This window comes from Tardibacter chloracetimidivorans, from assembly GCF_001890385.1.
GTDB classification, from domain to species: domain Bacteria; phylum Pseudomonadota; class Alphaproteobacteria; order Sphingomonadales; family Sphingomonadaceae; genus Tardibacter; species Tardibacter chloracetimidivorans.
Window position 1 is genome coordinate 20054 of sequence record NZ_CP018223.1, and the last position, 11352, is coordinate 31405.

The following is an 11352-nucleotide window of genomic DNA, read 5'->3' on the forward strand; positions in this document are numbered from 1 at the left end:
TTGTTATGTCTCATCGTCTGTTCGCTCAGCTGGCTTTCGAGCGCGCGCTTGGAAATGCAGCGATCGACGCCTTGAGGAATGCGGTCAACGACAAGGACCATTTCGATGCGGAGAGCATGTGGCCGAAAGATCCGATGTTCATCGGCAAGACGAGCGCCGACATCGAGGCTGTTTCGGCCGAGCTGGCGCAGATCATTGCGGATCGCATCAAGGATGTGCTGGACGGTCCCGGCATCCGCAACATCGAGCGCGGCGAGTGCTTTGATCCGCAGCTTGTCGCCTTAGTCCTAGAGGCCAAAGCAAAGCGCGGCCAATCCGGCTGACGCCGGGGGGGCGGGCCTGGCCCGCCCCTTTTCGCCCGTTGACCGAAACCGATGATCTCGGTGCCCCATCCAGTGCGGGCCTAGAGCTTATCGTTTAACGCTGGCTGCATTTTAGGTCGATCGCGCCCATTGTGAGCTGCGAAGGCGAACCGCCTTCGCGCGCCACTTCCTCATCAATGCAACGTTGCCTTGGGCTGCGCGTGTCCTTGGGCTGTTCTTCCACAACGTAAACGGTGCGGCCATCGGGCGTGACTACGGTTCGCACCGGGGGTCTGTTCGTGCGACTAGCCCCCGGCTGCGCCGGCACCACATACACGGTGCGGCCATCTGGCGTAGTGACGACGCGCGGGTGTTCTCTGGCAGACTGCGCGGCAACCGGCGCTGCGATCGAGAGCAACGCGCATATCTTCAATGAATTTGCCGCTACGCCCATACGCCTTCCTCACCAACCATCAGGATATGAGCCTGCGCGCCACCGACCGCAAGCAAGCGATCACAATAAGTTGATTGGCGTCGGCCCGCCCCTTCGCGTTACTTTTCAGGGGCGGGGAATGATCCCGCTAACGGGAGCCGGATAACCGCGAGGACCGGTCCCACAACCTGAAAAGGAGAGAGCCATGAAAATGGCTGTTCGCGCCATGCTTGGCGCATTGGCGACGCTTGCCCTGGCAAGCCCATCGTTCGCAGCGACCGTTGCACCAACGAGCTACCCGTTCACCCTCAAGGGAGGTGGGAACGTGGTTCAGGGCAGTAATATTTGGGCTTGCGGTTGGACTTGGCAGGCGCAAACCACCTCATCCACGGGCGGAACAATTTCCGGCGGTGTCGGAGATACCAATCCGAATTGCGGCCAGCTTTCGGTGCCCGCCACCACCTGGTCAGCTACGTCAGCTACGACCGGGGTTCTGCATGGATTCAGGATCATTGGCGGCAACCTCAATGGTTGCAGCACGTCGCAGAACGTGCCCTTCACCATTATGAAGAGCGGAAACAACGCAACGTCGTTCTTTTTCAATTCGGTGAATTTCGGGTCTAGCTGCAACTACAATGCTAACCTCAACACCGGGGCCGCGCTGACCGTAACTCCGTAGCCGCGTGCACGGGCCGGGGCATCGAACCCCGGCCCGTGCAATCTCTTCTCTCTGTGTGTCGTGGCATTTTGGCATGGGTGCGCGCCAGCTTTCAAGGATCGGCGGTTCCCCCAATTTGCTACGCAAATCGGCTCCCCCACCGCCCGCTAACGCGGCCGCTTCGCGGTCCCTGACAGCCGGCGCCGGTGCCCATGCCGGGTGTCTCCCGTCACCAACGAGAAGGAGAACCGGATGCACATCAAATTGTTTAGAGCACTGAAAGCGGCTAATCTGTCCGACGACGCCGCAGCGGAAGTTGTAGAGGCTATTGAGGAGTATATCGCCGTGAAGGTTCAGGAGGCGAACAAGGGAATCGAAAGCAAGCTGACGGCGCAAACCTGGGTCATCGGCAGTGTCGGTTTCGTCCTCGCAGTCATCGGCCTCGCGCCCGCATTCATCAAACTGTTCCAGTAAGACAAAGGGAGGCTTCGGCCTCCCTTTTTTTGCCGAACCGCCCGATTGTCAGGAGACGCAAATTGACCGACTTCGCACAAGCACGGCTCGATATGTTCGAGAGCGGTTTATTCGGCCAGGGCAATGCTTTCTGGCGCTGGATCGCCACGGACGAGGCACGGCCCTATCTGGCCGCGTTTGCCGCCGATCGCGCGCCTCCCCGTGAGGGCGAGTTTTTCGCGGTCGATCTTGCCGCAGAGGATCTACTTGATCCCGATCATCTGGCCGAGCTGGCCCAGCACATCGAGGCGGCGCACGGCTAGCGCCATGCGCGGGGTTTATCCGCGAGCGGCTTTGCGCTGTTGCTCTGCCACGTCGCGGATCATAGCTGCCCAGCATCCCAAGATCATGCCCTCTTCGTTATCGACTTCGCTTGTCGCTACCGCATAGATACCCAACAAGTTTGCGACCTCGCCCGTCTCGACAATGCCTTGGCGCGCAAGCAGCGTGGCAAAAATCGAGAGTGCTCCCCCCATTGCCCGCACCAACGGCGCATCTTGTGGCAGGCGGTCAAATTCGCGGGGCGGGTTACTGGACATAGATCGTTCCAATCAAATAAAGCGACTGCCTTTCAGGACTTATCGTCGGAAGTGCTATCCGCTGCCAATAATTCGACAACCGATAATCTGAAAACATCGGCAAGGCTCTCCAAGGTCGCAAGCGTTGGATTGCCTTGTCCGCGAACCATGTATGAAATATGCGACGCCGCAACGCCCGAGCGTTCGGACAACTCCCCTTGAGTTATGCCTAGTTTCTTTAGTTCGCGAGCGATGTTGGCCCCGAGCTGGGTCATCAACGGCGATGTTCGTTTCAGGTGTAGGGTTGGCATCGCGCTCGTTTCCTTTTCGCTAGGCGCAGAATGTCGGTTCCAACGGCATGGCGCAATAGGGTTGCTCAAACGGCTTTCTGCGCCATGGCTTTCGCGCCTAGCGCAGATGGTATAGATTGTGCGCCATATTTGGACGAGCGAGGTTCAAACCCTGCATGGACGGTCAGGACGACGCGATGAAATCGGCCATGGAGCTGTTCGCAGCTCGGCTTGCAAAGCGCGATGTGGAGAGGCCGATTACCGACCATCGAACCATCGAGCGGTTGATCGCGATGCTGGAGCCGCATGAGCAACAGGTTGTCCGCTTGCGGATCGGGCTTGGCCCCTCTCCCGCGCTCACTCTAGCCGCGACTGCAAAGATCGTCGGTGTGTCGCCAAGCCGCATCGGCCAAATCGAGGACAAGGCATTCCGAAGGATCAGATGGGTCTGCAACAACATAGACATTCACGATCGTTCGGCGTTGGATGCTTTGATCGCGCGCCGGCATGATGAAGCGGCTGAGGCCGAGCGGATCAGGAAACGCGATGCCTTGCAAAAGGCGCTAGATCAGGAGCGGAAGCGCAAGGCCAAGCAAGACCGGGATGAGGTCAGGCGAGCGAAGGCGCGCGATTCCGCTTGGAACCGTAAACTACGCATGGCGCAGGCTGAGCTTGATCGGATGAAATCCGACGCTCAGTTTTTTGCCGAACAGATCGCTCAAATCGAGCAGCGCGCTAATTGGCTGAGGGCAATTTTGCCGCGCGACCGCCAATTAGCGGCGCTGCGCGAACAGGCCGATGAAATCCGCGATGCGATCGCGAGCGCAGAAGCCAGCATATCCAACATGCTGGCTTCTCCCCCGGATGGTCCCCAGCTAGGCAAGGAAGCTTCAACAAACGATGGCCACTGATATTGAGCCGTCCCCTGCCCTCGCGCCGCAGATCGCCCGCGTTTATTTGCGCGTCAGCACCGATGCACAGGACTTACGCCGACAGGATGCCATCGTGGCCGAGGCGAAGGCAGCGGGCTATTATGTCGCGGCAGTCTATCGGGAGAAGGCATCGGGTGCCCGTGCCGACCGCCCCGAGTTGCTGCGCATGATTGCCGATCTTCAACCCGGTGAAGTGGTGATTGCCGAGAAGATCGACCGGATTAGTCGTCTTCCCTTGGCCGAGGCCGAGCAACTGGTTGAGACAATTCGTGCGCGAGGCGCGCGACTTGCCATCCCCGGCGTCGTGGACCTGTCCGACCTCGCGGCCGACGCCGAGGGCATCGCCCGCATCGTGCTCGAATCCGTTCAGGCGATGCTCTTGAAGATCGCCCTGCAGATGGCCCACGACGATTACACCGATCGGCGCGAGCGACAGCGCCAAGGTATCGCCTTGGCAAAGGCCGCAGGCCGCAGTGGAGGGCGCAAAGGCGATCGGGCAACGCACGCCCGCATTGTGGCATTGCGCGAGGCGGGCAAGAGCATCGCCAAAACCGCAGAGCTGGCCGATTGCGACCGCAGCACCGTCAAGCGGGTATGGGCGGCCCACCGTGCCGCCCAGGTGCAAGAACCCAGCCCTCAACGAAATCACCATGAGCGGAATCGCTGATCGCCCTTTCTGTTCGGCTTCAAGCCGGTGGCAGCTGCCACCGGCAGTCCCCTGCCCGCGTCATCGGACTACCAGCCAGGGCAAGAGCGGCGGAACCGCGACAGGGTTTTCCAATCGCCGCCGCGCCGATCGAGCGCAGCGACCTATGAGCGCCAATGGCCGGTGGCAGCTGCCACCGCCGCCAGTCCAAATTGCTGCATCTACTCGGGCCGTTTCCTTTGGGCGTTGCTGTCTGACGGATACGAACTCCGCATCACCACTAATGCGGGCAAGCAGAAAACCGGCCTTCGGCCTTGGGTTTCCGCAAGCGGACCCTCCCATTTTCAGCTTGCCCGCGTGGCTCAGCTCCGCCGCAAAAAATCCGTCAGCAACGCTTATCCAAAGGAGACTACCATGCAGAACATCGCTGAATTTCGGATCATCGGCCGCGTTGGCAGTGTCGATACGACCGATAAAGTCACCCATGTTTCCGTCGCCGCGAACTACAACCGCAAGGATGGCGATGAATGGAAGACCGATACGCACTGGAACCGCGTGACGTTCTTCCGCCAGCTGGCAGAGCGCGCCGCTGACTTGGGCAAGGGCGACCTGGTTCACATCACCGGACGGGTCCGCCAGAACAGCTACGAGAGCAATGGCGAAACCCGCTACTCGGTGGACCTGATCGCTGAGGGGCTGGGTATCTTGGCTCGGGGCGGGGCTGACTAAGCCCCCTTCCTTTACCTAAAGCGGGCGGCCTGGTGGCCGCCCTTTTTTGTGGACAATGCCATTTACAGACCCTAACAAGAATAGGGTATAACTATGCGAGGCATCTGTGGCGGCCAAACTGTTCAATCGTGTAGCGAGCTTGCGCGTCGCTTCCGGACTTACGCAATCCGAGCTGGCAGCGAGGATTCAAGTCTCACCTGAAACAGTCGCGGCCATCGAGAACGGCAGGCAGGACGCCACTTTGCTGACGGCGCTCCGTATGTCGCGTGCCCTGCGAACCGAGGTGCCGAACATCTTCAGGGAGCAGCCTTTCCCTAAGTTGATCGGCTCCGAGCGAGGCGAGAGCCGAACAGCTTAGGAGGCCGCTATGCGCCGTGAGATTGCCAGCAAACTTCGGCGCGCAGCCAGCGTGCTACGGACTGTCATGCTTTGGGCATCGCTTGCCCTGTGGCTTGCGATCGCGGCAATCGCGCTGATCGTCGTCCTTGCAGTCGGACTCGCGGCCTATTTCGCTTTTGGCTGGCTCGGAGTGGGAGCCGTCGCCGTCTTCGTGCTGATCGTTTTCTTCGGCAAAGACCCACCGACCGAACAGACCGGCCCGCGCCGCAAGGGCAAGGGCCTCAACCTGAATGACGATCCGAACCCATGGTATATGCAGTCGCAGTATCGCTTCGGATCGGGAAACAGCGCCGCCCATAACCGCTGGCACAAGTAGCCCGTGGCGCAGCCATTGAAGGGATTCTCAATGCGAACAATCGTAGTGACCAATGAGCGCGGCGGCATCGGCAAGACCACGCTTACCTGTCATATCGCGTGGCATCTGGCCGAGCAGGGCAAGCGTGTCGTGGTCCTGGACCTGGACAAGCAATGCCACAGTGCCGGGATGCTGAAAGCGGAGTTCGAGCAGATCGGCCCGGTTCAGTCGATTCTTGACTTCGAGCCGAACAAAGAACCTCCGGCGCTGGCCTGTTTCAAGAACACACGCCAGATCGTCGAGTTGACGACTGACAGCCCGCAGCAAGGCCAGCACATCGGCGCTTATGTCCGCGCCATTCGTGCCGGCCTTGCCAAGCACTACGACTACTGCGTGATCGACACTGCACCCGCGTGGGATGGCCGGAACCTCATGGCCTTGATTGCGTCCGATTATGTCGCGGTCCCACTGGACCCCGACAAAACCGCGCGTCAGTCGCTCAACGAAATCTCGCAAAGCATCAGCCTTGCAAACAAGGTGCGCGGGGAGGGGAACGCGACCCGGTTCGGGATCGTGTTCAATCGCGTTCAGACAACGAGCGAAGTTTCAAAAATGCTGATGGACCGCATTGGGCAGGCGCTTCCTGCCAATGTGGTGCCGCACACCATTCCACACCGCGAGCACATGCGCGAGGCGGCTCTACTCGAAGTTCCCGTTTGGCGCTTGGCAAAGGACACGCGGCGTAGCGCGCCGATCGTGCGCGAAGTCGTCTCCTACATTGTCGATCAAGCTGAGAGGGAGGCCGCATGAGCAAGGCAGCTGTCAAACCGGCGAAGAAGAGCTTTGCCGACTTCGATATGGACGCGATGGACTTTTCGGCCGTCCCCGCGAATACCGAGTTCAAGGCCGCTGGACGGTTTCAGCGCCTTCCGCTCGATGACATTGATCCAGACCCCACGCAGGTTCGCCGAGAGTTCGACCAGGCCGAGATTGATGCACTGGCCGCGACCATCAAGGACCGCGGCTTGCTGCAACCCATCGTTGTCGCGCCAACGTCGAATGGTCGCTACATCATCCGCTACGGCGAGCGGCGCTATCGCGCGTGCCGCCAGCTTGGTTTCGATCAGATCGACACCGTTCTGGATCAGGCGGACGCCGAACGCGATATTGGCCTCGACCAGTTTCTTGAGAACGAGCAACGCCAAGCCCTGAGTCTGGCCGAGCGCGTCAGTTTCATCGCGAGCCGCGTCAGTGATACGCTCTCGACAAAGGATCTAGCCGCGCGCATCGCCAAGCCGCATTCGGAAGTGAAGCGGCTCTACTCGCTGCGCACCTTGCCCGAGGACATTCTCGCCGCGTTGAAGAATTGTTCTCCGCGTGCCGCCGTCGCGATCAAACACGCGATCGAGCTGGACGAGCAGGCTACGCGCAATTTCGTGGTCGCAAACGAAAATCCAACAGCCGCCGCCTGTGAGCAGTTTCTTGCTACGCTCCAAGGCATTCCCGAGGAAGAGAGTGCGCAGGCCGGTGCCGCTAAAGCGATTGACGATCCAGCGCCGCCCCAAACTTCGCGCGCGCCGGTGGCAGTTGCCACCAGTGCGACGGATGAACGTCAGGAGCGGCCCGAACCGGATGCCCGCGCCGACGAGCGGGAAGGGGAGGGCGCAACGCTTGCCGATCCTTCCGATCACAAGCCGCGCACCCCTCGTCAGCCGAAAGAGGCCACCGACGCACCGGCCATCATCATTCAGGGCCGTCGCGGGATTGTTCTAAGCGGCCAGGTTACGGTTCGGTTCGACGGCGAGGCCGCGCCCCAAACCTTCGACTTCTGATAGCTTTTACCGTCCACGTTCACTCAGCATCGAGGCGACGTGGAATTTAGAGCGGTGGCAGTTGCCACCGCTTTTTGTTTGTGGGGTAGGTATCTACTGTATGGCAGGATAAGCCTTGCGGCGGCTAATGTTAACCGTTACGCTCAATCCCATCGGATCGCGCTTCACGGTTGGGAGATACCTACCCCACATGGAAAAGACGCTGGGCTTCAAGATCGAGGCGACCAAACTCGCAAAGATCGACGCGCTCGCGCAGACAAGGGGAGGGCGCGGCCCCTTTATGCGTCAGCTGGTGGACGCCGTGCTCCGGCAGTCCGGGGCGGCCAGCGAGGCCGCGCCTGTTGCCGACCGCGAGGCCGCTGGCGAGCATCGCCTTTATCTTCGTCCGACCGAAACCGAACTGGCCGTGATCCGCCATCGCGCAAAAGAGCGCCGCATGACCCCGGCGACCTGGGCCATGGCTCTTGTGCGGCGACACATCGGCATTGCCGCGCCTGTCGATCGCGAATTGCGCGAGGAGCTGTTGAATTGCCGTCAGGCGTTGCAGCGCATTGGGCGCAACGTGAATCAGATCGCCCGAGCCGCGAACAAGATGGCGCTGGCGGACAATGCAGCGGAGATCGCCGGCGAGCTGCAAAAGGTCAACGACCTGCGCGCGGCGATCGGCGCTGCCGTCGAAGGTATCGGCGCTGCTACGAAAGCTGACCTGTCCTATTGGGAGGTTTCCAGTGAGCGACTTTGACAGCAGCTTTGAGGCGGGACAGCTCGCCGCGCTGTTCAAACCAAAGCTGACCAGCGACCCGAACAGGCGCGGGGCTGACATGTTGCTGCGCTCGCTGAGTTCGAGGCGGGCAGGCCAGGGCGGGAGCACCCGGGCGCGGCTTGCCCGCGTTGTCAGCCGTGCTCCGGAGGTCATGGTCAAGGTTACGGGCAGGCCGAAGGGCAAGAACCACGCGGCTGCGCATTTCGACTATATCGGTCGAAAAGGCGATGTGCCGCTTGAAACGCGTGATGGCGACATTCTGACTGACAAGGAAGATCGGGCGGAGCTGGCGCGCGATTGGGGCGATCCTGTCTATTGGCGTGACAATTCTACCGTAGCCGCCGTGAGCATGGTTTTTTCGATGCCGTCAGGGACAGACCCCGACAAGGTTCTTTCAGCGGTGCGCGAGGTCGCGCGGAGCGAGATCGGGCATGAGTGGGATTACGTCCTGGCGCTGCATACGGACACACCGCGGCCCCACGTTCATGTGACGGTTGCGGCGCGCGGTGACACGGGAAGACGCTTCAACCCGCGACCTCAAACGCTGCATCATTACCGAGAGCGCTTTGCCGAGGAATTGCGGGCGAGGGGGGTTACAGCGGAGGCAACGCCTCGCGCAGCGCGTGGTGTCGGCCGAGCCGGTCAAAGCATGGCCCTGAATCGGATGCGGCAGCGCTACATGGCCGGCACCGCACCTGCGCCGTTTGCCAATCAGAAAATCACTGCCGCCGCACGCGACCAGCTGGCGGGACGGTCCACCGCTCCGGATTTCGTGGTGCGCGGGCGGCAGGCATGGAATGAGACGCATCGCCGCTATCTAGCCGCCGCCAAGCGGCTTGAGGTAAGCAGCGATCCAGCTGATCGCCAGCTTGCCGACCAGGTGCGGGAGTTTGTGGGGGCAGGGCGAACGCCTACAATCCATGAGCGATCGGTTGCCGCGATCGAGCGGAAGAGGCAGAACGAACGATCTAGGGACCGCGATCGTTCGCGTGAAGGGCCAGAACGCTAGAGTCAGACTCGCTCAGGTTTGCACATAGCCCGAGTGTCGGAGGTAGTTCGCGCATTCGGCTGGCCTGAAGCGGTTGAGGATGAGCTTGAGGGCGTCGCAGATGGCTTCGAACGATCGGGGTGCGGCGCGGCGTAGCAAGGCTTTGAGCTTGGCGAAGGCCTGTTCGATCGGGTTGAAGTCGGGGCTGTAGGGCGGGAGGTAGAGCAGTCCCATCCCGGCGTCCTCGAGGCATTGGCGGATCCCGGCCACCTTGTGCGCCGGCAGGTTGTCGCAGACGACAATGCTGCCCGGCCGCATCTCGGGGATCAGGTGTTCGACGAGCCATTGCCGGAAGATGCTGCCGTTCATCGGTCTGTCGATCAGCATCGGCGCGAGGATGCCATCGTGCTGGAGCCCGGCGACGAAGGTGGACGTCATCCAGTGGCCATGCGGCGCCTGGCCGTAGAGCGGCTTGCCCTTGCGACCCCAGCCGCGCAGCCGGGTCATGCTGGTCGTGGTCCCGGTCTCGTCGACGAACACCAGCGAAGCGAAGTCCAGCCCGGCCTGCGCCGCGCGCCAGATGTCGCGGGCGATGACGACATCGGGCCGGTCCTGCTCAGTCGCGAAGATGGTCCTTTTTTTTGTGCCGCAGCCCGAGCCGCCTGACCATCCGCCAGACACTCGCGTAACTGACCGCGACGCCGCGCCTGGCAAGATCGTCCCGCACCTCGCCCAGCGTCAGCTCGGACGCCTGCGCCAGCCGATCGGCGATCCATCCCGCTTGCTCCGTCAGCTTCGAGCGCCGGTCGCCACCCATCGGCCGCGCCGCATGGCTCGTCGTTCGCTGATAGCGTCGATACCAGTTGCCCGCCGTGCTCGGCGCGATGGCGAACGCCGCCCCAACGTCACGGCAGCTCCTCCCCGCCGCCATCGCCGCAACGACACGGTCGCGCAGATCATCTGAATAAGGCTTGCCCATCCCATGCCGGCCTCCGTCCCAGCCAGCACTCTGAATCAGAAAATCAGCCCGATGGGAATCCTCGCCGATTCAACTTGGTCGCATCCGACTCTAGCTACTTGCCGTGCTTGGTCCAACCAACGCTGTTTGCACGTTCCAAGGCGATCAAGGCGTCTGATACCGCCTTCTGCGCGACTAGAAGATATCCTTCGGCAATGCTGGGCCATGTTAGCTCATCGAACGGATTTGTGACGTTGCCGTTGAAATAATCGAGAGGGCTCTGTTGCAAACATGGGGCACGGCCGCGCGGCGTCACCCAGTTGGGGGATTAGGCAGCATTGGCGAAATGCTTATTGAGCATAATCATGGTTTCGGTCAGGGCCGAGGGTCCAATTCCGAATGCTCTTTCAACCAGGCGCACCTCCCCCATGATACCTGGCTGCAGGCACCATGCCTGGGCCTGTCCTTTGCGTAGGGCGCGCATGACCTCGAAGCCCTTGATCGTGGCGTAGGCCGTTGGCATCGACTTGAAGCCACGTACCGGCTTGATCAGCATCTTCAGCTTGCCGTGGTCGGCCTCGAGCACGTTGTTCAGATATTTCACCTGCCGGTGCTCGGTTTCCGCCGCCAGTTTGCCTTCGCGTTTCAGCTCAGCGATTGCTGCGCCGTAGCTGGGTGCCTTGTCGGTATTGAGTTTGGCCGGCTTTTCCCAGTCCTTCAGGCCACGAAGAGCTTTGCCCAGAAAGCGCTTCGCCGCTTTGGCGCTGCGTGTCGATGACAGATAGAAATCAATCGTGTCGCCCCGTTTGTCGACCGCCCGGTACAGGTAGGTCCATTTGCCCCGCACCTTTACGTAGGTCTCATCCAGACGCCAGCTCGGATCAAAGCCGCGCCGCCAGAACCAGCGGAGACGCTTCTCCATCTCCGGCGCGTAGCGCTGCACCCAGCGATAGATCGTCGTATGATCGACATCGATCCCACGCTCGGACAGCATTTCCTCGAGATCACGGTAGCTGATGCCGTATCGACAATACCAGCGCACCGCCCATAGGATGACCTCGCCGGTAAAATGCCGTCCTTTGAAATCGTTCATCGC

Annotated in this window: 19 protein-coding genes; 13 read left to right on the forward strand and 6 right to left on the reverse strand. The window is 61.1% G+C overall.

Annotated features, from left to right (window positions below; genetic code table 11):
- The first annotated feature begins 5 nt into the window (after positions 1–5).
- Complete coding sequence (locus BSL82_RS18265) at positions 6–323, forward strand: hypothetical protein (RefSeq protein ID WP_021223033.1); 318 nt, start codon at positions 6–8, stop codon at positions 321–323.
- 94 nt (positions 324–417) lie between these two features.
- Here BSL82_RS18265 and BSL82_RS21220 read toward each other — a convergent pair whose 3' ends face one another.
- Complete coding sequence (locus tag BSL82_RS21220; RefSeq protein WP_072598984.1) at positions 418–756, reverse strand: hypothetical protein; 339 nt, start codon at positions 754–756, stop codon at positions 418–420.
- A 184-nt stretch (positions 757–940) separates the two neighbouring features.
- On the opposite strand from BSL82_RS21220, the gene BSL82_RS18275 reads away from it, so the two are divergent.
- From BSL82_RS18275 to BSL82_RS18285, 3 genes are all read left to right on the forward strand, one after another.
- Complete coding sequence (locus tag BSL82_RS18275; RefSeq protein WP_072598985.1) at positions 941–1414, forward strand: PraA/PraB family alkane oxidation protein activator; 474 nt, start codon at positions 941–943, stop codon at positions 1412–1414.
- 231 nt (positions 1415–1645) lie between these two features.
- A complete protein-coding gene (locus tag BSL82_RS18280; RefSeq protein WP_004213291.1) occupies positions 1646–1867 on the forward strand; it encodes a hypothetical protein in 222 nt (73 codons plus the stop codon).
- A gap of 62 nt (positions 1868–1929) precedes the next feature.
- Positions 1930–2169 carry a hypothetical protein gene (locus tag BSL82_RS18285; RefSeq protein ID WP_056379691.1) on the forward strand — a complete coding sequence of 80 codons (240 nt, stop codon included), beginning with the start codon at positions 1930–1932 and terminating at the stop codon, positions 2167–2169.
- 15 nt (positions 2170–2184) lie between these two features.
- Here BSL82_RS18285 and BSL82_RS18290 read toward each other — a convergent pair whose 3' ends face one another.
- Together BSL82_RS18290 and BSL82_RS18295 are read right to left on the reverse strand one after the other, a co-directional pair.
- Positions 2185–2445 (reverse strand): hypothetical protein, encoded by a 261-nt coding sequence (locus BSL82_RS18290; protein WP_226998750.1) that lies wholly within the window; start codon positions 2443–2445, stop codon positions 2185–2187.
- Positions 2446–2477: 32 nt separating this feature from the next.
- Complete coding sequence (locus BSL82_RS18295; RefSeq protein WP_226998751.1) at positions 2478–2699, reverse strand: helix-turn-helix domain-containing protein; 222 nt, start codon at positions 2697–2699, stop codon at positions 2478–2480.
- A gap of 224 nt (positions 2700–2923) precedes the next feature.
- Between BSL82_RS18295 and BSL82_RS18300 the strand changes: the two genes are divergently transcribed.
- The 9 genes from BSL82_RS18300 to BSL82_RS18340 all read left to right on the forward strand — a co-directional run bounded on the left by BSL82_RS18300 (position 2924) and on the right by BSL82_RS18340 (position 9319).
- Complete coding sequence (locus BSL82_RS18300; RefSeq protein WP_226998752.1) at positions 2924–3625, forward strand: sigma factor-like helix-turn-helix DNA-binding protein; 702 nt, start codon at positions 2924–2926, stop codon at positions 3623–3625.
- Positions 3615–4313, forward strand: coding sequence for a recombinase family protein (locus BSL82_RS18305; RefSeq protein WP_021223037.1), 699 nt, complete (start codon positions 3615–3617; stop codon positions 4311–4313). Before BSL82_RS18300 ends, BSL82_RS18305 begins: the two co-directional genes overlap by 11 nt.
- A 393-nt stretch (positions 4314–4706) precedes the next feature.
- A complete protein-coding gene (locus BSL82_RS18310; RefSeq protein WP_056379684.1) occupies positions 4707–5021 on the forward strand; it encodes a single-stranded DNA-binding protein in 315 nt (104 codons plus the stop codon).
- Positions 5022–5127: 106 nt separating this feature from the next.
- Positions 5128–5379: a helix-turn-helix transcriptional regulator gene (locus BSL82_RS18315; protein ID WP_007016081.1), complete on the forward strand. Its 252-nt coding sequence runs from the start codon at positions 5128–5130 to the stop codon at positions 5377–5379.
- 9 nt (positions 5380–5388) lie between these two features.
- Positions 5389–5736, forward strand: a complete 348-nt coding sequence (locus BSL82_RS18320; protein WP_226998753.1) for a hypothetical protein — start codon at positions 5389–5391, stop codon at positions 5734–5736.
- Between the two features lie 45 nt (positions 5737–5781).
- On the forward strand, positions 5782–6525 hold the full coding sequence (locus BSL82_RS18325) for a ParA family protein (RefSeq protein WP_056379726.1): 744 nt from the start codon (positions 5782–5784) through the stop codon (positions 6523–6525).
- A gap of 47 nt (positions 6526–6572) precedes the next feature.
- Positions 6573–7547: a ParB/RepB/Spo0J family partition protein gene (locus tag BSL82_RS18330; RefSeq protein WP_226998754.1), complete on the forward strand. Its 975-nt coding sequence runs from the start codon at positions 6573–6575 to the stop codon at positions 7545–7547.
- 190 nt (positions 7548–7737) lie between these two features.
- Entirely contained in the window at positions 7738–8289 is a 552-nt protein-coding gene (gene mobC, locus BSL82_RS18335; RefSeq protein WP_021223042.1) for a plasmid mobilization relaxosome protein MobC, read from the forward strand.
- Positions 8276–9319: a relaxase/mobilization nuclease domain-containing protein gene (locus tag BSL82_RS18340; RefSeq protein WP_056379678.1), complete on the forward strand. Its 1044-nt coding sequence runs from the start codon at positions 8276–8278 to the stop codon at positions 9317–9319. Before mobC ends, BSL82_RS18340 begins: the two co-directional genes overlap by 14 nt.
- Positions 9320–9331: 12 nt before the next feature.
- On the opposite strand, the gene BSL82_RS18345 is transcribed toward BSL82_RS18340, so the two are convergent.
- The 3 genes from BSL82_RS18345 to BSL82_RS18360 all read right to left on the reverse strand — a co-directional run bounded on the left by BSL82_RS18345 (position 9332) and on the right by BSL82_RS18360 (position 11349).
- A complete protein-coding gene (locus BSL82_RS18345) occupies positions 9332–9979 on the reverse strand; it encodes an IS630 family transposase (protein ID WP_056379675.1) in 648 nt (215 codons plus the stop codon).
- A complete protein-coding gene (locus tag BSL82_RS18350) occupies positions 9915–10277 on the reverse strand; it encodes a helix-turn-helix domain-containing protein (RefSeq protein WP_070936432.1) in 363 nt (120 codons plus the stop codon). The genes BSL82_RS18345 and BSL82_RS18350 overlap by 65 nt, the downstream gene beginning before the upstream one ends.
- A gap of 307 nt (positions 10278–10584) precedes the next feature.
- The gene (locus tag BSL82_RS18360; protein WP_006949122.1) at positions 10585–11349 is read right to left on the reverse strand and encodes an IS6 family transposase; all 765 of its coding nucleotides are present in this window, start codon (positions 11347–11349) and stop codon (positions 10585–10587) included.
- Positions 11350–11352: the final 3 nt, after the last annotated feature.